Below are 22,731 nucleotides of genomic sequence, written 5' to 3' on the forward strand. Positions count from 1 at the left end.
ATCAATGCTGCGATTGAAAAAGCGAAATGCCGCGCCTATGTGAAGAGCAAATGAAATATGCTGCCAATGCAGCGTCAATATCCTTTGAAAGGTAACCCGCATGTCTCAAACCGATCCCGTCGTCATCTTATCCTACGCCCGCACGCCAATGGGCGGCATGCAAGGCGCATTGGGCGATGTTAGTGCACCGGATTTGGGCGCAGTTGCGGTTCGCGCTGCGGTTGAGCGGGCCGGTATTGACGGCGCGGATGTCGAGCGCATCTATATGGGCAATGTTCTGTCCGCGGGCCAAGGCCAGGCTCCTGCCCGTCAGGCCGCGATACTCGGCGGCTTGCCGGAATCGGTGGAAGCCACCACCGTCAACAAAATGTGCGGATCTGGCATGCAGACGGCCATCATGGGCGCAGAAGCTTTGTCCGCCGGTTCGGTGGACATCATCGTCACTGGCGGTATGGAAAGCATGACCAACGCGCCCTATCTGCTTCCCAAGATGCGCGGCGGTGCGCGATTGGGTCATGCACAGGCTATGGATCACATGTTTCTCGATGGCCTAGAAGATGCCTATGAAAAAGGCCGGGCCATGGGTAGCTTTGCCGAAGAGACCGCTGGCGAATATCAACTGACGCGTGAAGCACAGGATGAATATGCGATTGAATCGCTTGCTCGGGCCAAATCTGCCGTCGAAGGCGATGCTTTTAACGACGAGGTGGTCGCCGTCGAGGTGAAGACCCGTAAAGGAAGCGTTACCATTGATAAGGATGAACAACCCCTAAAAGGTAATCCCGACAAAATTCCACAATTGCGGCCTGCCTTCGCAAAAGACGGCACAATCACGGCCGCCAACGCATCATCAATATCCGACGGCGCAGCGGCAATGGTATTGGCACGCGCTAGCGTAGCTGAAGCCAAGGGCCTGAAACCCGTCGCGCATATTGTCGCGCATGCTGCGCACGCTCATGCTCCGGCCAAGTTCACCACCGCCCCAGTTTCAGCGATCCAGAAGGTTTTGAAAAAATCCGGATGGGATGTTGCGGACGTGGATTTGTGGGAAGTGAACGAAGCCTTTGCCTGCGTCGCCATGTTTGCCATGCAGGATATCGGCATTACGCGTGACAAGCTCAACGTAAACGGCGGGGCGACAGCACTTGGCCATCCGATCGGTGCCAGCGGTGCACGTATCATGGTCACTCTGGTTGCTGCCTTGAAAAAGCATGGCTTGAAAAAAGGCGTCGCAGCCTTGTGCATCGGTGGCGGCGAGGCGACAGCAGTAGCCATTGAACTAGCTGACTAACGCGTATTCAAACCAAACAAAAAGGGGCGGGAAAGCAATGCTTCCCGCCCCTTTTTGTTTGCGTCAGCTATGGTTGTTAAGCGAAGTTGACCGTCTGCCGGTTCTTCTTGCGGCGTAGAGCACCGCCAACAGCGCCAAAACCAAAGATCATGAATGCCCATGTTGCAGGCTCTGGCACAGCAGCCAGATTGAAGTTCACGTCCCAGTGCCGAGGTTGCTCACCATTGGCACCTTCGACGAGCAACCATGATGATCCGCCAAACGCACCGTTTTTAGCGTTGGCACCCAATCCATATTGGAAAGCATGGCCGCCCGCAAAAGGGTTGGCCCGCAGCATGTAGGAATAGCCGTCAATATCAATCGACCCGCTTGCAGTTGTGAAAAAGTCAACGTCCTGCATGTCCGTCACCGGATCATAAGCCAGACCACCTTGTTGCTTATAAGTAAAAGCAGAGCCCAGTGTCGTTTCCAGAAAGCCGCCTAACCGCAAGTTAATGTTGGCAACGTTATTGGAACCATTAATCGCAGTGCCTGTCAGCGAACCTGTACCAGTGTCGGTATCAACGGTGAAGATCGTGCCGGCCTGAAAGGCATAAAAGCGATCTGCACCACTATTTGTGTTGTTGGTCCAGAGACCATGCTTGTTATTGCCAGCGGTATAGTTGCTCGCGTTAAAAATAAGCACTTCCGCTGATGCAGATGTAGCGGATAATGTCGCTGCGGCTAACGCCATAGCCGATGTCGTTAAAATCTTTTTACTGATATTCATTTTTGCCCCCAAAAATTCACGCGAAACCAAATTTGAAACAGCAAGAGCTGTAACCATCAACAACACCCAAAGAATGTTATATATCGGATCCGTATGTCATTCGGCTTTCGCCCTGTAACTATGCGAGACTGATTCTCACCTTCGACCCAAGGGGTTATTAAAACAATTTTAACCTTCTAGGCAAATGCACAGCCGCAAAATTTAGACAAATTTACCAAAATTGACACAGTGTTAGCCTGAGAAAGCATGTTTATCGTGCCGTTACTGCACGAGACGTTTCATTTTGAGACAGTTATTGTTAACCACTATTAGCGCCATGAAACGGGGCGGATTTCCAGAAGCGGATGACGTCCTTCTATTTCAGCGGTTCGTCACCCCAAATCATATCTTGATCAACAAAACCACGCCGTCCGGTGACGTCGAATAGACACCACCCGTTCTCACATTGCGTGATTTTCCCTACAACACCAGGTTCCACCCGCCAGATCACCTTAGCATCAGCCTGCGGGTTAGAGCGCAAGGGCTGCGCCTGCCCTTTTTCTCCCAGCACAACCGCAGTCTGTGTCGCACTTAAAAGACGCGCGTGCATCCATCCCTGAGCGCCATCTGGGTCTTCGACCTTACGCCATGCTTTGTACCGTGCGAGAATTTTAATCGGGAGACGCTCCCGTTTATATATCCACATTGTCGGATATTCAGTGCTCGGCCCCGTGCGCATCCGCGCCTCGGGCTCATCAATGGATGCCCAATAAGGTGGCTCCTGCTGCGCCATTGCCGGCGACGCAAAAGCAAAGCCTAGAGCCAGCAGAAAAGAAACCGATATGTTTTTGACTATAGATTTACGCATACTTCAATATTCGTTGATTCCCCCGGCACCGAATAGCCATAGCCACAAAGCCAATAGAGCATCAAGCGCCACCTGCTTGACCTCATGTAAATTTCAGGCATAGCAAGCGCCCTATGGCCGATACAATCGAAACCGAACAAACCCGTCCCGCAAAGCCTCGTGTTATTGTCACTCGCGAATTGGCTGATGCCATTCATGATCGGATGGGAGAATTGTTCGATGTTGTTCCAAATTTAAACGACCGCGCCTTTACGCGCGATGACTTGATCGCCGCCATGGCGGACTGCGATGTGTTGGTTCCAACAGTGACTGACCATATCGATGCGGAAATGATTGCCGGAGCGCCAGATCGCTTGAAACTGATCGCGAGCTTTGGCGCCGGTGTTGATCATATTGATCTCGCAGCAGCACGCGCGCGTAAGATATTGGTCACCAACACGCCTGGCGTTTTCACCGAAGATACGGCTGACATGACCATGGCACTGATACTGTCTGTTCCTCGCCGCTTGGCAGAGGGCGAGAAATTGATGCGCTCTGGCCAATGGGAGGGGTGGAAGCCTTCCGGCATGCTGGGCCATTGCATTGGCGGCAAAAAACTTGGCATTATCGGTATGGGCCGCATTGGTCAGGCCGTGGCCCGGCGCGCATCCGGTTTCGGTTTGTCGATTGTCTATCATAATCGCCGTCCATTGCCGCCAGCGGTCGAAGAATCACTAAATGCCAGCTATGTTAGTGACCTCGACGAACTGATCCAGACTTGTGACATTATCTCTATCCATTGCCCTCATACGCCGGAGACGCACGAGTTGATCAATGCCGACCGGATCGCGATGATGAAGCCCTCCACTTATTTGATCAACACAGCACGCGGCGATCTGATCGATGAAAATGCGATGATCGAGGCCCTCCAGCAAGAGAAGATCAGCGGTGCAGGGCTTGACGTCTATACACATGAACCCGCAGTCGACGAGCGCTTACTGAAGTTAAAAAATATCGTGCTGTTACCCCATATGGGTAGCGCCACCTTTGAGGGCCGCGAGGCATCGGGCGAACGAGTTATCGCCAATATCCGCGTATGGGCCGACGGACATCGGCCACCGGATCAGGTGCTGGAAGGCTGGGCCTGAGTTTATCGGCTCAAGTTTCTAGACCTTATATTTCAGCATGGTATTTACTGTAGAACAAACAAGCCTTCGCGGTTGAGTCCACTCCCGCTCTCGACTAGAAAACTCCCGAAATATGATTCGCTAAGGCGGATATGCGTAACAAAATATTGTTTTCAGGGGACTTCATGAAACATCTGAGTAAATTTCTCGCCGGTAGCATAGCTGCGACCTTGGCATCGGTTCCGGCGACCGCGCAGGATATTATCGATCCTGCAGCAGATGTAGCCAATACCGGAGACACCGCTTGGGTGCTGACGGCGACAGCACTTGTTCTCATGATGACACTTCCTGGTCTTGCTTTGTTTTACGGTGGTCTGGTCCGATCCAAGAATTTTCTCTCGGTGCTCGTGCAGTGCATGGCAGTAGGAGGCATTGCTTCCGTTCTTTGGGTCGTGGTCGGCTACACGCTCGCTTTTGGTGAAGTAACCAATGGCATTTTGGGCAATGGTATCAATTGGATGTTCGGTAATCTTGGTAATGTTCGGGAAGGAACTTCCATCCCAGAATCTGCCTTTGCTATGTTCCAGATGACCTTTGCCGTTATCACCCCCGCCCTGATGGTCGGAGCTTGGGTTGATCGTGCCCGTTTTGGTTGGGTTGTCGCCTTCTGTTCCCTCTGGCTTCTTGTTGTGTATGCCCCTGTCACCCATTGGGTTTGGGGCGGCGGCTGGCTCTCTGGGCTTGGTGTCCTCGATTTCGCAGGCGGCATTGTTGTTCATACAACGGCCGGTGTATCGGCGTTAGTTGTCGCTATCATGATGGGCAAACGCATAGGCTGGCCAAAAACACTTATGCTGCCCCATAGCCCTGCCCTCACCGTTGCTGGTGCTGGTTTGCTTTGGGTTGGCTGGTTCGGCTTTAACGGCGGCTCGGCTTTGACCGCTACCGACGACGCATCCTCCGCAATCATAAACACCCATGTTGCTGCCTCCATGGCGGCGCTTGTCTGGATATTGATCGAGCGAATCAAAGTAGGTAAATCAACAGCTGTAGGTGTCGCAACTGGCGCTATTGCCGGCCTTGCAACCATTACGCCAGCAGCCGGTTTTGTCGGCCCTGGAGCATCCCTGATTATCGGCGCAGTGGCCGGTTTGGTCTGTTTCTTCGCCGTCGGCCTAGTCAAAAATGGCTTCAAAATTGATGACAGTCTTGACGTTTTCGCGGTTCACGGTGTTGGCGGGATGCTGGGGACCCTTTTGCTTGCCTTGTTTATCAGCGAGAGTTTTGGCGGAACTGGCTATGCAGATGATATGGCCTTTGGCAGCCAGTTTGTTGCCCAGCTCATCGGCGTTGGTGTTGTCGCCATATGGTCAGCAATTGCTACCGCAATCCTTGGCTATGGCATCAGCTTCATCCTGCCAATGCGGGTCAATGAGGATGACGAACGCGATGGACTGGATATCGCCAGCCACGGCGAGCGGGCATGGGATCTCGACTAGCACGTTGGGACTCGGGTTACGGGATTAATCACTTCCGAAAACCGATTGCTAAAAATTGAAAAATTCTGGTCGCAGCACTGATCCAGCGCGCGCGAACAGAAGATCAATTTGAACCAGGTGATTGCATGGACGGCTGAAACCGGACACCTCGGTTGGGAAAAACCCGCGATCGGCCATAAACGTTACAACTTCCGGCAAGAGCGGTGCGCCTTCGTTATATTGCAGCATTGCGGTCTCAAGCTGGATGAGGCCCGTGCGCTCCAAAAGCTTGCTCGCGCCCTGCAAGACCTGCAGTTCGGCGCCCTGCACATCAATTTTCAGGAAAACATCACTGGTCGGTTCAAGATGCTCGTCGACAACATCATCCAGCGTGCGGGTTTCTAACTTCAGTTCGTTTCGCGGGGCATCGCTGGCTTCTGGCAGAAAAGATGAACCCGTGCCCATTTCATAAAATGTTACGTCCTGCCCGGCTGTTGCCCCCAGCACTGCTGACTCACATTTAACATGCGGCAGATCGCGGATCACATCATCCAATCCGGCTCGCAACGCCGGTTGCGCTTCAACCATCAGCATTGGCATAGGCCCGAATGTCCGGCTCGCTAACCGGGTCCAGTCGCCTTTAAAGGCACCCACATCGATGATCGCTTTTGGCTTGAAGCCATTTTCGACCAGTCGATTATAGGTAATCTCTTCAGAGGCTCTGGCGACCATATCGGCCACATGTCTTTGAAGTGTAGGTGACCCCGTGCGGAACAGGCGGCCGATGATGCGTTGAGATAGTGATGGCGATGACATGTCGTGGCTATTGCCAGAAATGCAAGACCTGTCAAACAAACTGAAATTCCGTAACCATCTTCGTTAGTATCAGAGGCTAATGCCTTGTTCTAGCTGGCGGAAAAGGCCCGCCAGCCGACATAAGCCAGAAATGGAAGGCCAATTAAATCAACAAAGGCGATCGATCGCAATGCACTTGGTTGGCCGTAAATGCCAAAGATCACTAGAAAACTGATCATTGAAAATGCCGTCAGAACAAAGGTCAATTTGCGTGTGCCTGGATCGACGGCTGCCCATATACAGGCTATGCCCACAACACAAAACAGAGCGGCGCGATGCTGTAACAAAGCAAAATTCACATTGTCAGCGGCAACGCCATACAGGCGCGTAATCAGAGACGGAACGAAGAAGGCGATGGAGGGCAGCAAATGGATAAGAGCTAATATGCTCCAACAGATCCGTTCCCACATGTTTCCGCCTCCGTTTGCTATAAAGTCAAATGTAGAAACTGATTGAATTCACTAGAAGAATAGCCACCAAAAACAGCACCGTTCTCAAAACCACGTTTGCGATAAAGACGAAGAGCCGGTTCAAACTCTTCGCCTGACCCGGTTTCGAGACTCAACCGTCTATATCCGCGCTGTTTTGCTTCCTCAATTATGTGGTTGAGAATTGACAAACCGACGCCTTTCCGAAGGTTCCTTGAGTCGGTGCGCATGGACTTTATTTCACCCTCAGCTTCAGATAGCTCTTTGAGCGCACCGATACCCATCAGATGCTCTCCATCCCAGGCAGTCCAGACCGATACATTGGGTGCTTTCAAACCAGACAGATCGAGCGCGTACACACTGCCTGGCGGTGAATTATTTTGCATGCCGGAAAGATGATCGGCGAGCAGCGCTTGAACCGGCTTTCCTGTGAGATCATCCAATCTTATGTCCATCAGCCTCGCCCTTTCCTACAACCCTCACAAAATGCTAAAGGATCGCTTGGCTCTTTGACAATTTAAATCTTTTCTTTCTGATTGTTACGCTGCGGCTCCGACGGTCTGTATTGCCACACCACCAGCGATCTAATTGGGTGTGATGTGTGTGAACTTTAAAGTGTCATGATAGCAGGCAGCACGGTCGCACGACCAATGGGAAGACACGTGTGAACCTTGTGAACTTTGAAAATTGACCGGCAGTCTCAGCGCCTTAGGATGCCAGCGTTAAAGTCCGCAGCATTTCCGTGTCGAGTGCATTGGCAAAACGGCAGCCAGCCTGTTTTGTTTTCTGCCATACCAGGGTAGCCTTAACGGGCTCGTGACGGTCCACAGTCACCGTTACTTTTTCGCCTTCTTTAAAGACGGCGTCCGCTTCGAACTTACATCCGTAGATCGAGATATCGAGCAGCGTTGCAGCGATCGACATGTTGCCGTTACGTTTCAAAGATGCGCTGGAAACATAGACTTCATGACGCGGCGTAGCGCGCCTATTCAATGCTGCCGGTTCCACTTTGCGGTATCTTGTCGACTTGAGCGCCATGCCTACCCTCCTGTGCGTATCCACGTGTAAACGGAAAAGGGTAACAATAAAGTTAACGGCACTAAACCATGTCTATTCCCCGGTCAGGATGCGGTCGACCAATTGCTTGACGGTGGGTACAAAGCCATTGGAATAAAACGGGTCTTTGCCAAAATTATAGGCGCCATGACCCGCAAACATTAAATGCTCTTCAACCGGCGATCCGTGAACAATTTCCTGTAAAGACTTCTGAATACAAAAGCTGCGTGGATCGGCGAGCCGGCCCGTGCTGAAATTATCATGGTCTTTCCAGGCGGAGAAACCGCAATGAGACAGACAGCCCATGCAATCCGCCTGATCCTTACGGATCATCTTGGCTTCTTCGGGCGTAGCAAATACAATCGTGTTATCGGGTGTCTTCAGCGCCATGGTAAAACCAAGACCATCCCATTCCCGCGCCCGCAACAGATCATTGCGCGTCACCCAGAAATTCTTGCCCTTCACACCGACATCCAGCTGATGCGTATGCTCGCCCGCTTTTTCGGTTGAATAAGGAATCTGACGTTCCGACCGCGCTTCCAGACTACGGAGAAACTCGTTACGCACCGCAGAGGAATAAAATCCGGTAGGTGAGAATTTGTGCAGCAGCACATCGCCTTCCTTGATCTTGATCAGCTCGTTTTTCCAGCTATCCGGGATCGGGCTTTCTTTGGTAAGAAGCGGACGGGTGCCGAACTGAAAGGCGATCTGCCCCAGTTCGTCATTGTCGATCCAATTATTCCAGTCCTTCAACGCCCAGACACCGCCAGCCATGATAATCGGCACACTATCGGCAATGCCTTCGCCGCGCATTGTTTCGCGCAAGGCTTTGACGCGTGGATAGGGATCTTCTGGTTTGCGAGGATCTTCTGCGTTGCTGAGACCATTATGTCCGCCTGCCAGCCACGGATCTTCATAGACCACAGCCGCCATCAGGTCGGAGACCTTATGATAGGCCCGCTTCCACAATGCGCGAAAAGCACGTGCTGAACTGATGATTGGTAGGTAACTCACGCCATATTGTTGCGCAATTTCTGAGAGTTTATAAGGCATACCTGCGCCACAAGTTACGCCAGCCACCATGCCTTTGGTCTGTTCCAAAACGCCGTGCAAAACTTGCTGCGCGCCGCCCATTTCCCAAAGCACATTGATGTTAATCGCACCCTTGCCATTGGACATTTCAAACGCCCTGGTCACCTGTGCCACCGCGCCATCTATGGCATATTTGACCAGCTCTTCATGGCGAGCGCCGCGGGTCTTACCGTGATAAATCTGCGGAATGACATTGCCGTCGGCATCATAGCTATCCGCATTGACCGCAGAAACGGTGCCAATACCGCCCGCAGCAGCCCATGCGCCGGAACTGGCATGATTGGTTGCAGCAACCCCTTTGCCACCCTCAATCAACGGCCAGACTTCACGACCGCCATATTGGATAGGCTTGACCCCTTTAAACACTATACTCTCCTATATACCCCAAGCGCGCCTTATAGACGGCACATGGCAAATTGTGCGAAAAAATCCGCAAATAATGAAACTATTTTAAATCGTATAATCCTAAGCAAATTTTGGTCTTCCCAGCGCATGACCATATAGCAACGCATAGCGTGCCAACATCTTGCTTTCATTATATTCTGCCTGCGCCTTCATTCGGTTTTGCGCGCCAATATCCTGACGCAACTGCTCGTGCTGAACCAATGTCGTCAGCGCTTCGGCGAACGCAGCCTCGTCTTCCACGGGCTTTATAAACCCCTGATTAGCCTGGCATACCATAGATTTGATATCTCCGACATCGGTAGCCGCTACCGGACATCCCGCTGCCATAGCTTCGATAAGAGATATCGGGAATTGTTCGCTGTCGGACGACAGTGCAAAAATATCAAAAAGACCGACATAACGAGAGGGTTCTGCCAGGAAACCAGGCATCAGCAACCGATCCGCCATTCCGCAGCGCTCAGCCTCCTGTAATATTTTGTCTTTATCAGGCCCCTCACCCACAATCACAAGCCGCACATTATCGCCCGCTTTTGCACAAGCCCGCACCAATCGCGGCAGGTTTTTAACCGCACGCAATCCAGCAACTGTGCCTACAACGATATCGTCCTTGCCCTTCTTGAAACCAGGCAGAGCCCCCCGCTGTGGTTTCTTTTCAAACCGCTTGAGATCAATGCCATTAGGGATACGATGAATTTTTTCAGCCGGTTGCTTCCAAACCGATGTCGCAATGTTTTCCAGCCTTTCCGACGGGACCACCAAGGCCTGACTGCCCCCAAGAGCAAAGGTCCGGAACATGTTGCGTTTCCAACTTAGCTTCTTGCGCTCATCTTCATTAAAGCCATCCTCATGGTGGATAAGTGGCGGCAGTCCTTCGACACGAGAAAATAATGTTCTCGCCATCACACCATCCATCGATCCCCAGTTATAAGACAGGATCAAATCGAATTTCCGGAAATAGGCGATCAGCTCACGATAACGCTTCAGCGATGGCTTCCCGGCTAGCGCCGGTGCGTCTTTAGGAAAGTGAACCTTGATCTTAGCGTCAATCGCATCGCGAGCAGACAGGCTGTCCGGCTCGGCCGACAATATCGTATGCTCCGCTTGCGCGCCGAAGTGGTTCATCAACCGAACAGCGCGAGCCTCTTTGCCGCCAAGGTTAAATGTACTGTGCAAATGCAGGATTTTGGAAGATTTCATTAGTTATATTGGGTTTTCAAATGTGGAAAAATCAATCGACTCGTTGGAGCAATGCGGCAATCGCGTCAAGCGATCTCGGTTCCTCCAAACTAGGTGCATGCCCAACCCGCGCAATCGTCACGAACTCGCCCTGCTCCAATATTTCCATCATTTTTCTTGCGGTGGCGTCGCTGAACAAGTCAGATAATTCTCCACGTAAGATAAGTGTGGGTAGGTCTTTCAAAGATTCAAGCATCTTCCATATCGCTTCGTTGCCGCCGCCCTTGCTCTCAAACGGCTCTGATATTTTCATATCATAATCGAGCTTGATCCGACCGGAACTGTTCATCCGATAGAGTTTTTTGGCAAAGCCAATCCATTCCTTTAAGTTGTAGTCGGGATATATATGACCGCTAGTTTCCGCTAGGTCGCGCGCGGCATGGGCCCAAGTGTCAAAGCTGCGTCCTTGGCCGACAGACTCTCCTATCCGGTCCAGCCCGCGCTGATCGATTTCGGGACCAATGTCATTCAACAATGCACCAGCAACCCGATCTGGGTGCATCGATCCCATAAGCATTGTTACAATACCGCCGAGCGATGTTCCGAAGAAAATTGCGTTGGGCAAAGCAATTTCATCCATCAGTTTCACGATATCCGCGACATAGGATTTCGGACTATAGGTAGCACTGTCCTTCGCATACTCGCTATCGCCGCGCCCGCGAAGGTTGATCATGACGATACGCCGGTCACCATTCATCCATTGTCCAAGATGCTCGAAATCACGGATGTTCCGTGTCAGGCCCGGCACACAGATTATCGGCGTTTTGGAACCTGCTGATGGATAGTCGCGATAGTGAAGCTTCAGGCCGTCATCGGATTCCCAATACTGGTCCTGATAGATTTTCTCGTCGGTCATATTTGCAATTCATCCCCCGGTTCTGACTTGCCGCGTACTCGATTAATCCCCACTATCGATAAATGCCATATATACCGCAAGCTGAACCCGCCAAGTCTTCTTATCGTGCTGATATCAAAATAACCGACCTAGGTGAAAAGATTGGCGATCCTGTCAGTGCCGCACTATTTCCCGAGCACATCCTGCGCTTTCGCAATGATCGCTGGGATCAGACAATCGGCTTGTCAGATTTGAACGAGGAAGAGTGGCTCAATCATTTTGGCCGCTTTAACCCTTTGCCGGATAATTTAAACCCGCCGCTTGCCCTGCGCTATCACGGCCATCAATTTCGCAACTATAATCCAGATATCGGTGATGGTCGCGGGTTTCTCTTTGCCCAAATGCGTGATCATGAGAACCGCCTGATGGATTTGGCAACCAAGGGTTCCGGCACAACGCCTTGGAGCCGCTCGGGTGACGGAAAGTTGACTTTGAAAGGCGGCGTTCGCGAAATTCTGGCTACTGAAATGCTGGAAGCCTTGGGCGTTGAAACATCCAAAACCTTTTCGCTGGTTGAAACAGGAGAAGAACTGGAACGCGGTGATGAACCCTCTCCGACCCGATCCGCCGTTATGACCAGACTCAGCCACAGCCATATCCGTTTCGGTACATTTCAAAGAATCGCGGCGGAACGAAATGAAGATTTGATGCATAGGTTGGTCGACTATTGCCTGACCCATTTCTATGGTGGTGCTAAGACGGACAATCCAGCTATTGAGCTGTTTCATAATGTCGCCACCAAAGCCGCGCAATTGGCCGCTAGCTATATGACCGCAGGATTTGTTCATGGCGTCCTCAACACGGATAACATCAACATCACGGGCGAAAGCTTCGACTATGGGCCGTGGCGTTTCACGCCCTATTGGGAGCCCGGTTTCACTGCCGCCTATTTTGACCATGAAGGACTTTATTGCTTTGCCCGGCAACCAGAGGCTTTACATTGGAACCTCGCCCAATTGGCCAGCGCCTTGCGGCTGATTTGCGATAGCGATCCATTAGTTGCCACGCTGGAGGGTTTCCCAAGGTCCTACGGTGAAGCTTTTACAGAGCATTTCTGCTGGCGATTGGGGGTTAAGTCCGAGGGTTTCGATATCGACAAACCGCTCGTCGTCGCGGCCGAACAGGCGTTAAATTTGAAATCAGTGACGATTGATCAATTCTTTTTCGATTGGGGCCAAGACGCCCTCCCCGATGACCAAAATTACAAGTCCGACGAATTCAAAGTCTTTGCAAATGAGATGGCTAAACGAATACGCAATAGGCCGTCAAAGAATGATTATTGGCAATCCGACTTGCCCTGCTCTCTGCATATTGAAGAAGTCGAGACAATCTGGGAGGCTATCGCAACGGATGATGATTGGCAGCCGTTAACCAGAAAGGTTGAGCAAATAAGAATTATGGGTCAGGCACTTAGGGGTTTGTAACAAAACGTAACTCATCATATAGGCCTGCAATGTGAGAAATAGCGCGATGGTTACTGGATTTTTAAGCTGTATCAGCTAGTTAGGGTGCAACGGACAAAAGACTCAACCAGACCAGATTAGAACAGTTTCGTAACGGATTGATTTTGACACAACTTATCTCAATAGAACCAGCAACGGGCGCCACCTTGTGGACTGGAAAAGCCGGCGATGCGGATGTTGCCGTAGCCAAAGCGCGCGAAGCGTGGCCCACTTGGGCAGCCCTGCCGCTTACCAAACGGATCGAAGCGGTTCGACGCTATGCCAATCGGATCAGAAGCCAGTCAGAAGAGCTGGCCGAATTGATTGCCCGCGAAACCGGCAAACCAATATGGGAATCGAGAACCGAAGCGGAAGCGGTCATAAACAAAGTCGACATTTCGGTGAGAGCTTATGCGGAACGCACCGCACAACGGCAATTGCCTAGCCAACCCAATATGCGGGCGGCAATGCGACACAAACCACATGGCGTACTGGCCGTGCTTGGCCCCTATAATTTCCCGGCCCATCTGCCGAACGGTCATATCGTACCAGCCTTGATCGCGGGCAATGTTGTCGTTTTCAAACCGTCCGAGAAAACGCCCGCCGTTGGACAATTTTTAGCCGATACATTTGCCAAAGCGGGTCTGCCTGATGGAGTGCTGAATATCCTGCAAGGCGGCCCCGAAGTCGGCAAAAAACTGACCGCCAACGAAGATATTGATGGCGTTTTATTCACCGGATCGGCTCAAACCGGTGTCGCCCTCAATCGACAATTTGCAACGCGACCAGATAAAATTCTCGCGCTGGAAATGGGTGGCAATAATCCAATCATTGTATGGGACACTGACGATATACACAGCGCCGCCGTATTGGTGGTACAATCTGCATTTCTTTCAGCTGGACAGCGCTGCTCTGCCGCAAGCCGGTTGATCGTGAAAGACGAGCTTTATGATCGCGTGGTCAAGGAAGTGAAGCGAATAGCGGATCGCTTGATTATCGATGAACCGTTCAGCAAACCCGCGCCGTTCATGGGCCCAGTCATTGATAATGACGTTGCAGACGGCCTTACCGAGAGCTTCCTTGCACTGATGACTCATGGTGGCCGCCCAATCAAGCACATGGCTAGACCAATTGGAGAACGCCCCTTCCTGACCCCCGGGATTATTGACGTCACCGATATGGAAGAGCGTCCTGATATCGAATTATTCGGGCCAATATTGCAAGTCATTCGCGTTGGCGATCTGGAAGAAGCCATCGCGGAGGCGAACAACACCCGATACGGTCTGTCTGCAGCGCTCATTGGTGGTAGCGCGACACAATATGATCAATTCTGGTCCAATAGCCGTGCCGGTATTGTCAACTGGAACAAGATGACGGTTGGCGCCTCTTCTGAGGCCCCTTTTGGCGGCATTGGGCTGTCTGGCAATCATCGCCCAAGCGCCTTTTATGCGGCGGATTATTGCGCCTATCCGGTCGTTTCGATGGAAGCAGAGCAAACCCGTGCATCGATAGGCATTGGCTTGAAAGATGAAGATTAGTCAAAAGTACAATATGGCAGCGAATAGTATATCTTAGGCCGCTGAAAAAACTTCTGCTTTGATCACGGCGTCTTAACGGCGCATATCCAGCCTATGGAAAATTCTGAACACTCCGCCGTACGTTCGCCATCTGGCCATGGCATTGTTTATCTGGTCGGCGCTGGCCCCGGTGATCCAGAGCTATTGACGCTACGTGCTGCTCGTCTTTTGTCTGAAGCCGATATTATCGTACATGACGGATTGGTCAGCGCGGACATATTGGCCATGGCGCCGGAAACGACCAAACGAATTTCGGTTGCCAAACAGCGGTCCAGCCACAGCATGGCGCAGGATGCTATAAATGCCCTGCTTATTGCTGAAGCAAAGAAAGGCCATAAAGTGGTCCGGCTTAAAGGCGGCGATCCATTCATTTTCGGACGCGGCGGTGAAGAAGCGGGTGACTGCATCAAAGCCGGTGTTCAAGTCGAAATCGTTCCCGGTATTAGTGCAGCTCTCGGTTGTGCGGCGCAGGCAAAAATGCCCCTCACCCACCGAGATGCTTCCAGTGCCGTTTCATTTGTTGCAGGGCAATGCAAGGGTTTATCGGATCAAAACTGGTCTGGACTGGCCGGGAAAGGCCGCACGCTAGTTATCTATATGGGTGTTGCCAATGCTGAAGCGATTGTCGAAAAATTAATTGCTGACGGCGCAGCGCCTGACTTACCAGTAGCGGTTTTGGAAAACGGCACACGCAATGATTTCCGTGCGCTTCAAACGTTGCTTGCGGATCTGGGTGATCTCGTACGCCGCGAAAATGTCAAAAGCCCGGCTCTTTTAGTCGTCGGTGAAGTGGCGCGCTATGGCAATGCGGAAGACAAGTTTCTTGAATATGCCCAAATGGCAGGAGTGGAATTTTGAAGATACTAACTGGAAATGACCTGAAAACAGGCGATGTGACCTGGTGGACCGGAAGCGACTGGTCCCGCCATGTTGAAGACGCCGTGGACGTTGGCGAGAGCTTCGAAACAATCTTGCACGAAGAAGAAGCCGCGCGCCGGGTCAATGTCCCCTACGCGATTGAGGCCGAAATGACTGACGACGGCCCTCGCCCTGCCCATATCAAGGATCGTGTCCGCGCGCTGGGGCCAACAGTAAGACCGGATTTAACACTAAAGCCAGCTGATCCAGAAGCTGGGAACTGGGTGATATAAACATGTATCAATATGACAAATATGACCAGCAGATGGTCGATACACGGGTTGCGGAATTTCGCGATCAAGTAGAACGCCGCCTTGCCGGTGAACTGACTGAGGATCAGTTTAAACCGCTGCGCTTGATGAATGGCCTCTATCTGCAGTTGCACGCCTACATGCTTCGCGTCGCCATTCCCTATGGGACGCTCAATAGCAAACAGATGCGGATGCTGGGCCATATCGCACGCAAATATGACCGGGATTACGGTCATTTCACCACGCGTCAGAATATTCAGTACAACTGGATCAAGCTTGAAGACGCGCCAGATATCCTTGCTGACCTTGCGTCGGTGGAGATGCACGCCATCCAGACTAGCGGAAATTGCATTCGCAATATTTCTTCCGACCAATATGCCGGTGCGGCTGCCGACGAAATTGCCGATCCGCGGCCTTGGGCAGAAATCCTACGCCAATGGTCAAGTTTCCACCCGGAATTTTCATACCTGCCGCGTAAGTTCAAGATAGCGGTCATTGCTAGTGACGAAGATCGTGCGGCGATGCGCTTGCATGATATCGGCATCCAACTCGTTCATAAAGACGGTGAGCTTGGTGCGAAATTCTTTGTCGGTGGCGGCATGGGTCGGACGCCGATGATTGCCCCTGAAATCCGGGACTTTGTGCCTGCGGATGAACTGATCAGCTATGCCGAAGCTTGCCTGCGCGTCTATAACCGCTACGGGCGGCGCGATAACAAGTATAAAGCGCGGATCAAGATCCTCGTCCATGAACTGGGTAAGGAAGAATATACAAAACAGGTCGAAGAAGAATTCGCTCATATGAAGACGCTGGGTCTGAATCCTCCAGTGGAAGAACTCGCGCGGATTTCGGAATATTTTGCCGACCCGGCGTTTGAAGTCGATGCCAGCGATGAACTTGATCTGTCTGATCCGGATTTCAACCTCTGGGTTGATCAGAACACCGTGGTGCATAAGCAAGCTGGTTATTCAATTGCGATCATCAGTCTGAAGCCAAAAAGCGGTATTCCCGGAGATGCATCATCGGCGCAGATTGATCTGATGGCCGACCTCGCCGAGCAATATAGCTTTGACGAAATGCGCGTCACACATAGCCAGAATATTGTCCTGCCGCATGTAAAGAAGAGTGATCTCTATGCCCTTTGGCAGAAACTAGATGAAGCCGGCCTCGCTCCCGCCAATCTTGACTTGATCACCGACAGCATCGCCTGCCCGGGTCTCGATTATTGCAGTCTTGCCAATGCGCGATCGATCCCACTGGCGCAGAAGATCAGCGAACGTTTTGCTGATCTCGGTCGTCAACGCGAATTGGGCGAGCTGAAGCTGAAAATTTCGGGCTGCATCAATGCCTGTGGACACCATCATGCCGGGCATATCGGTATCTTGGGTGTCGACCGGAAAGGTACAGAAAATTACCAGTTGCTGTTAGGCGGTTCCGCTGCCGAGGATACCAGTCTCGCCAAAATCACCGGCCCTGGCTTTAGCGAAGACGGCGTGATCGACGCGATTGAAACCGTGACCGACTTGTATCTGAAAGAACGGCAGGAGGATGAACGGTTTATAGACACCTATCGCCGTGTCGGCATGGCAGCGTTTAAGGAGGCTATTTATGGTTGAGGCAATCCGTTTTCGCGATGATGAACTCCACGAAGAACCAGCCGTTTCGCTCGATGCGTTTCTGGATCAATCCAATGCCACAGCCGTGCGGATAGAAGCTGGCGAAGATGCTCGGCTGCTGCTCCCGCTGCTCGACCGACTGGCGTTGATCGAGGTCGATTTCCCGGCCTTTGGTGATGGTCGTGGCTATTCTGCGGCACAGATTTTGCGCGAGGCCGGCTATACAGGCGAATTGCGCGCCAGCGGCGACGTACTGGTTGATCAAATCGCCTATATGCGCCGCTGCGGCTTTGACGCGTTTGCGCCCGATGCGCCGATAGATGCGAGGGTCATGGACAAGGCGCTGGAACTCTATGAAGAGGTTTATCAGAGCACCACAGATGGCCGCACGCCTATTTGGAAGCGCCGTCATGGGTGAACCAGCACGCAAAATCGACATGATCGACGCTCGCCCTGATTTTACACAGGCGGACGCCGATGCGCTCAATGCACGCTTTGAAGGCGTCCACGCGTCAGCCATGCTGAAAGCTCTGTTCGAGGAAGGTAATCTCGGCACCGTGGCCGTGGTTTCCTCCTTTGGCACAGAAAGCGCTGTTTTGCTGGATCTGGTCGCGAAGGCTGATCCTTCCATTCCGGTGACCTTTGTCGATACGCTAAAAATGTTTCCCGAAACGCTAGAATATCGCGAAACGTTGATCAGGACATTGGGTATCCAGAATGCAAATGTTGTGAAGCCGGATCCGGTCGTTCTCGCGGCCAAGGACGGGAATGAACTGCGCTGGTCCTTTGACCCGGATGGTTGCTGCGAAATCCGCAAAGTAGAACCTTTGGCGCGTGCCAAATCTGGCCTGAACAGCTGGATTTCCGGTCGCAAAGCTTTTCAATCAGTCACCCGCAAAAACCTGCCGCGCTTCGAAGTCGAAGATGGCCGTTTGAAAATCAATCCGCTTGGCGATTGGGTCAAAGATGATCTCGAAGCCTATTTTGAAGAACATGATCTGCCCCGCCATCCGTTAGAAGAGCAAGGCTATCTCTCGGTCGGCTGTGCGCCCTGCACTTCCAAAGTCAAACCCGGTGAGGATCCTCGAGCAGGCCGCTGGCGTGGTTGGGACAAAACCGAGTGCGGAATCCATGAAGATGTCACACCACTGCCATCTGCCGATGAAGACGAAAATGGTGCCAACGATCCCATTTTCTAAACCATATGAAAATTGCCCAGCCGGAGAGCTCTAAGTGCGCACAAGGGCAAGTATTTGTGCTAAGAAAAAGCGCTATGGATCAGAACAAGACGCATTTCTAGCTGCCCGGCGTGCAAATTTCGCGCTTAGACCTTATCGCTGCGACCGTTGCCAAAACTTCCATCTTACCAGCCGAACCAAAGGTAAGCGGATCCCGCGTCCTGTGGAGTGAAATATTCACGACGGGCCTATCTAATATTATGGTAATAAAAATATAATCCGTGCATCGTAAAGTCATGTAAAATAACAATTTATAAACATATTGTCGCTAAGGGCGAAACGATGTGGGGCTTTGTCGATCAAAAAAATAACTTGCGCTATCTGGAACAGTCCGACCGTGATCTTGTTACCAGAGAGCAGCTTGCGGAGCATGGTAAATCGATAAAAACCGCGATTCTGTCGAATGCCGTAGCGGCCTTTGTTATCGCGGCTTTGTTTTTTGAACAACTCCACAGTGTTACTTTGATATGTTGGGCTTTGTTCTTGGCGGGTGCCTCAGCCCAACGGTTACGCCTAGGTACTCAGACGCAAAAAGCGACAATTTCCCGCGGCAAAGCGTTGCGTCTGAAAAAACAACTGACTTTGAATGCAGCAATCTATGCTTTCCTTTGGGGTATCGCCATTGCCTGCCTGTTAACACTGGCGCATGGCACTCAATTTGGGTTACTAGCTGTGATCGGCGCAGGTCAATTGAGCGCCGGCACTCTTACCTATCGCCATCTTTCCGAAGCATCGCAATCTTGGACTCTTGTCATCTATGCCTGCCTGTCGGTCGGTCTGATCGCAAGGGGTGGGATAGACAGCTATGCTGCACTCATTCTGCTGACCATGTTTGCCATGGTCCTCTACAAAAACGGTGTGGATATTTTTAATGGCTTCGTCAATCAACTGCTGACGCGCCAGGAAAGCCGCCAATCAGCCGAAACTGTAAAGCTTTTGTTGAATGATTTTGAGGAACAATCTGCAAATTGGCTATTTTCGATCGATAGAGAGGGATTTTTGATCGATGTTTGTGATCGCTTCACCGAAGCTGCCGGTCGGCCAAGGGAAGAGCTTGAAGGCAGTCAGTTAATAGCTCTTCTGGACGATAAGGAAGACCGTTGGCATCTCACCAATGAAATTACCAAAACCCGCTCCTTTCGAGATATACCCGTTGCCATTAACGTCAGGGGAGAAAAACGTTGGTGGACAATCAGTGCGCGTGCGACCGATTCTACGAAACGCAGTGGAAATATCGCGATGCGCGGTGTTATTGCTGACATCACCGCACAAAAGGCGGCCGAAGAAAAAGTCAGCTATATGGCCCATTTTGATGGCCTGACTGACCTGCCCAACCGGCGGCTTTTTAATGATACGCTCAATCGAACAATCCACAGAGCCAAAGCGGGCGACAAAATTGCCCTAGCCTTTTTCGACCTGGATCATTTTAAGGCCATCAACGATACGCTGGGACACCCCATAGGTGACAAACTGCTCCAGAAAATATCCAGAAGACTAGAAACTCTGGCGCAACCGGGAGATCTGCTGGCCCGCATGGGTGGCGATGAATTCGCTTTGTTGATGACAGGCGAACAAGCTTTGAGAGCCGAAGAAATTGCGGATTTGATCGTACAAGAAGTCGGCATTCCATTCATCATAGATGACCATAATATCGTCACCGGCGTCAGTATCGGTGTCGCTCATTGGAAGCCGGAAATTGATGATCCCGACAAGCTCTTGAAATATGCCGACCTCGCGCTTTACTCCGCCAAGCGCGCGGGCCGCAATCGGGTTACCCTTTTCGAAGAAGGCATGGATATTGCCGCTGAGAAGCGCCGCGCACTGGAGCTAGATTTGCGCGCTTCATTGGGCCTTCATGAGATGCACCTGCATTATCAACCGTTGGTAGATATCAATACGCTAAAAAAAACCGGCTATGAAGCTTTGCTGCGTTGGAAACATCCTTCACGTGGTACGGTAATGCCGGATGATTTTATTTCGGTGGCAGAAGAAACCGGGATGATCATACAATTGGGTGAATGGATAATCCGCAAAGCGATAGACGATGCGGCTACTTGGGATGATAATCTGACGGTTGCGGTTAATCTTTCACCATCGCAGATGCGCAGCCCAAGCCTGGTTTCAACAATCGTCAATGCTCTGGCCCGAAGCGGTTTAGATCCTGATCGACTGGAACTCGAAATCACCGAGAGCGTATTGATGCAGGATAGCGAAGACAATATTCGCCTGCTGCATCAATTACGTGATCTTGGTATCAGGATATCGCTAGACGATTTTGGTACCGGCTATAGTTCTTTGAATTATCTCCGCAGTTTTCCTTTCGACAAAATCAAGATCGATCGTTGCTTTGTGAGCGAAATCGACTCTCGTGAGGATTGCAAAGCGATTATCCGCTCCGTAATCGGACTCGCTAAAAACCTAGGCATGACGACCACTGCAGAAGGCGTTGAACGGCAGGATCAGGTGGAGGAATTACGCCTCGAAGGATGTGATCAGGTTCAGGGTTTCCTCTATGGGCGCGCGGAAGACCTGAACGCGTGTACTGATTTGCGATCGAGTGACTCCGTTCGCCCGATAACGGAGATACCGGTTGTGCAACCAAAAACTGTAGAAGATGAAACAAGTAGAAAACGCAAAAGCGCTTAAAGACGCTTTTTCTGCCTAATATTCGTCTGGCCCATCACCATAAGCCAAATCACCGAATTTGGTAAACTCGCTCAGGAAGCTTAGCTGGATATTGCCGGTGGAACCTTGCCGGTTTTTAGCGACAATCACAGTGGCTTTCCCGACTTTACTCTGATGGTCGGTTTCCCAAGCTAAATATTTGGCTTTCTGTTCCTCGGTCGAATTTTCGTCCGGATCATCGGGCTTCACGGCAAGGTGATAATATTCATCGCGAAAGATGAACATCACAATATCGGCGTCCTGCTCGATCGAGCCGGATTCACGCAAATCTGAAAGTTGCGGGCGTTTGTCTTCACGGCTTTCCACTTGCCGGGAAAGCTGGGACAGCGCGACCACAGGACAATTAAGCTCCTTCGCAAGGGTTTTGAGGCCCCGGCTAATCTCTGAAATCTCATTGACGCGGTTGTCATTAGCGCGGCCAGAGCCTTGCAGCAGCTGGAGATAATCGACCACGATAAGGTTGATGCCGCTGCGTCGCTGCAAACGCCGAGCGCGGGTGCGCAGGGCGGCAATGGTCAAGCCCGGTGTATCATCAATAAAGAGTGGCAAATCCTGCAACTCTCGAGAAGCCAATGCCAGTCGGTGCATTTCATCGCGGCTAATCGCGCCCATGCGGAGTTTTTCAGAGCTAATCTCCGCTTGCTCGGACAGGATTCTGGTCGCCAACTGATCGGCGGACATTTCCAGACTGAAAAAGGCAGTCTTAGCACCGAGCGAATCTTCCGGCTCAATCCCATCCGCAACATCGCGGCGATAGCGATTGGCGGCGTTGAACGCGATATTGGTGGCGAGCGAGGTCTTACCCATGCCAGGACGTCCCGCCAATATCAGCAAGTCCGACCGGTGCAGGCCGCCCATTTTGGCGTTGAGGTCGGTCAGACCAGTAGTGATCCCCGACACCTTGCCGCCGCTGTTAAATGCACGTTCGACATTGTTCAGCGCTTCGGTGGAGGCTGCAAGGAAAGATTTAACCCCGCCTTCCTGCGCTTCGCCTTCAGAGACCCGATACAGAGAAGATTCCGCTTCCTCAATCTGGGTTTTCGGATCAACCGTCTCGCTAGTATCCAGCGCGTTGTCGACCAAGGTCCGCCCGACGTTGACGAGCTCCCGCAACAACGCCAGATCATAAATCTGATCCGCAAAATCACGCGCGCCAATCAACCCGGCTCCATCGCCGGTTAGTTTGGCGAGATAGGATGGCCCGCCCAGCACTTTCATCGCTTCATCCGCTTCAAAATACGGTTTCAGCGTGACCGGTGTGACCACCATGTTGCGATCAAGCAGTTTCAAGGCTTGTTCATAGATGCGGCCATGGAGCGGTTCGTAGAAATGCTCAGGGCGCAGCTTAATCTGCACGTCCTCGGCCACACGGTTATCGATCAGGAGCGCGCCCAAAAAGGTAGCCTCAGCCTCGACATTGCGCGGCAGGCGCTGCGATTCTTCTTCTACTGCATCAAAACGAACTAACTCAGCCATGCGCGCACCATCAACCTTGAAGTGATTCAGGGCAAGAGCGTTGACGTAAATTTTCAAATCAGGCGGGGAC

General features: G+C 51.8%; 21 protein-coding genes. 11 read left to right on the forward strand and 10 right to left on the reverse strand.

All coding sequences use genetic code 11. From position 1 onward, the window contains the following. The first annotated feature begins 100 nt into the window (after positions 1–100). Positions 101–1,291 carry an acetyl-CoA C-acyltransferase gene (locus tag ABJM21_RS06505; RefSeq protein WP_348302231.1) on the forward strand — a complete coding sequence of 397 codons (1,191 nt, stop codon included), beginning with the start codon at positions 101–103 and terminating at the stop codon, positions 1,289–1,291. Between the two features lie 76 nt (positions 1,292–1,367). Here the strand turns inward: ABJM21_RS06505 and ABJM21_RS06510 are convergent, their stop codons facing one another. Both ABJM21_RS06510 and ABJM21_RS06515 read right to left on the reverse strand, forming a co-directional pair. Continuing rightward, on the reverse strand, positions 1,368–2,060 hold the full coding sequence (locus ABJM21_RS06510; RefSeq protein WP_348302230.1) for a PEPxxWA-CTERM sorting domain-containing protein: 693 nt from the start codon (positions 2,058–2,060) through the stop codon (positions 1,368–1,370). A 355-nt stretch (positions 2,061–2,415) separates the two neighbouring features. Further along, entirely contained in the window at positions 2,416–2,907 is a 492-nt protein-coding gene (locus ABJM21_RS06515; RefSeq protein WP_348302229.1) for an SH3 domain-containing protein, read from the reverse strand. Positions 2,908–3,020: 113 nt separating this feature from the next. Between ABJM21_RS06515 and ABJM21_RS06520 the strand changes: the two genes are divergently transcribed. Together ABJM21_RS06520 and ABJM21_RS06525 are read left to right on the forward strand one after the other, a co-directional pair. Further along, a complete protein-coding gene (locus ABJM21_RS06520) occupies positions 3,021–4,034 on the forward strand; it encodes a D-glycerate dehydrogenase (RefSeq protein ID WP_348302228.1) in 1,014 nt (337 codons plus the stop codon). 164 nt (positions 4,035–4,198) lie between these two features. Next, positions 4,199–5,512: an ammonium transporter gene (locus ABJM21_RS06525; protein ID WP_348302227.1), complete on the forward strand. Its 1,314-nt coding sequence runs from the start codon at positions 4,199–4,201 to the stop codon at positions 5,510–5,512. Positions 5,513–5,560: 48 nt separating this feature from the next. Here the strand turns inward: ABJM21_RS06525 and ABJM21_RS06530 are convergent, their stop codons facing one another. The 7 genes from ABJM21_RS06530 to ABJM21_RS06560 form a co-directional block, all read right to left on the reverse strand. Beyond that, positions 5,561–6,307 (reverse strand): FkbM family methyltransferase, encoded by a 747-nt coding sequence (locus tag ABJM21_RS06530; RefSeq protein WP_348302226.1) that lies wholly within the window; start codon positions 6,305–6,307, stop codon positions 5,561–5,563. Positions 6,308–6,396: 89 nt separating this feature from the next. Continuing rightward, complete coding sequence (locus tag ABJM21_RS06535; protein WP_348302225.1) at positions 6,397–6,756, reverse strand: hypothetical protein; 360 nt, start codon at positions 6,754–6,756, stop codon at positions 6,397–6,399. A gap of 17 nt (positions 6,757–6,773) precedes the next feature. After that, complete coding sequence (locus ABJM21_RS06540; RefSeq protein WP_348302224.1) at positions 6,774–7,229, reverse strand: GNAT family N-acetyltransferase; 456 nt, start codon at positions 7,227–7,229, stop codon at positions 6,774–6,776. A gap of 253 nt (positions 7,230–7,482) precedes the next feature. Beyond that, on the reverse strand, positions 7,483–7,812 hold the full coding sequence (locus ABJM21_RS06545) for a PilZ domain-containing protein (protein ID WP_348302223.1): 330 nt from the start codon (positions 7,810–7,812) through the stop codon (positions 7,483–7,485). 72 nt (positions 7,813–7,884) lie between these two features. Beyond that, positions 7,885–9,288, reverse strand: coding sequence for a nitronate monooxygenase (locus ABJM21_RS06550; RefSeq protein WP_348302222.1), 1,404 nt, complete (start codon positions 9,286–9,288; stop codon positions 7,885–7,887). Between the two features lie 99 nt (positions 9,289–9,387). Next, positions 9,388–10,524 carry a glycosyltransferase family 4 protein gene (locus ABJM21_RS06555; protein ID WP_348302221.1) on the reverse strand — a complete coding sequence of 379 codons (1,137 nt, stop codon included), beginning with the start codon at positions 10,522–10,524 and terminating at the stop codon, positions 9,388–9,390. Between the two features lie 31 nt (positions 10,525–10,555). Next, positions 10,556–11,419: an alpha/beta hydrolase gene (locus tag ABJM21_RS06560; RefSeq protein ID WP_348302220.1), complete on the reverse strand. Its 864-nt coding sequence runs from the start codon at positions 11,417–11,419 to the stop codon at positions 10,556–10,558. 62 nt (positions 11,420–11,481) lie between these two features. On the opposite strand from ABJM21_RS06560, the gene ABJM21_RS06565 reads away from it, so the two are divergent. The 8 genes from ABJM21_RS06565 (at position 11,482) to ABJM21_RS06600 (ending at position 21,146) form a co-directional block, all read left to right on the forward strand. Continuing rightward, entirely contained in the window at positions 11,482–12,882 is a 1,401-nt protein-coding gene (locus tag ABJM21_RS06565; RefSeq protein ID WP_348302218.1) for a protein adenylyltransferase SelO family protein, read from the forward strand. Between the two features lie 140 nt (positions 12,883–13,022). After that, entirely contained in the window at positions 13,023–14,438 is a 1,416-nt protein-coding gene (gene astD / locus ABJM21_RS06570; RefSeq protein ID WP_348302380.1) for a succinylglutamate-semialdehyde dehydrogenase, read from the forward strand. Positions 14,439–14,531: 93 nt separating this feature from the next. Beyond that, the gene (gene cobA / locus ABJM21_RS06575) at positions 14,532–15,335 is read left to right on the forward strand and encodes a uroporphyrinogen-III C-methyltransferase (protein WP_348302217.1); all 804 of its coding nucleotides are present in this window, start codon (positions 14,532–14,534) and stop codon (positions 15,333–15,335) included. Further along, positions 15,332–15,628: a DUF2849 domain-containing protein gene (locus ABJM21_RS06580; protein WP_348302216.1), complete on the forward strand. Its 297-nt coding sequence runs from the start codon at positions 15,332–15,334 to the stop codon at positions 15,626–15,628. The genes cobA and ABJM21_RS06580 overlap by 4 nt, the downstream gene beginning before the upstream one ends. Positions 15,629–15,630: 2 nt before the next feature. Beyond that, positions 15,631–17,262 (forward strand): nitrite/sulfite reductase, encoded by a 1,632-nt coding sequence (locus ABJM21_RS06585; RefSeq protein ID WP_348302215.1) that lies wholly within the window; start codon positions 15,631–15,633, stop codon positions 17,260–17,262. Then, positions 17,255–17,680, forward strand: a complete 426-nt coding sequence (locus ABJM21_RS06590; RefSeq protein WP_348302214.1) for a DUF934 domain-containing protein — start codon at positions 17,255–17,257, stop codon at positions 17,678–17,680. Before ABJM21_RS06585 ends, ABJM21_RS06590 begins: the two co-directional genes overlap by 8 nt. Beyond that, a complete protein-coding gene (locus ABJM21_RS06595; RefSeq protein ID WP_348302213.1) occupies positions 17,673–18,461 on the forward strand; it encodes a phosphoadenylyl-sulfate reductase in 789 nt (262 codons plus the stop codon). Before ABJM21_RS06590 ends, ABJM21_RS06595 begins: the two co-directional genes overlap by 8 nt. A gap of 321 nt (positions 18,462–18,782) precedes the next feature. Next, positions 18,783–21,146: an EAL domain-containing protein gene (locus ABJM21_RS06600; protein WP_348302212.1), complete on the forward strand. Its 2,364-nt coding sequence runs from the start codon at positions 18,783–18,785 to the stop codon at positions 21,144–21,146. Between the two features lie 15 nt (positions 21,147–21,161). On the opposite strand, the gene ABJM21_RS06605 is transcribed toward ABJM21_RS06600, so the two are convergent. Continuing rightward, positions 21,162–22,661, reverse strand: coding sequence for a replicative DNA helicase (locus tag ABJM21_RS06605; RefSeq protein WP_348302211.1), 1,500 nt, complete (start codon positions 22,659–22,661; stop codon positions 21,162–21,164). Between the last annotated feature and the right edge of the window lie 70 nt (positions 22,662–22,731).

The sequence above is a fragment of the Parasphingorhabdus sp. genome, from assembly GCF_039977335.1.
Taxonomy (GTDB): domain Bacteria; phylum Pseudomonadota; class Alphaproteobacteria; order Sphingomonadales; family Sphingomonadaceae; genus Parasphingorhabdus.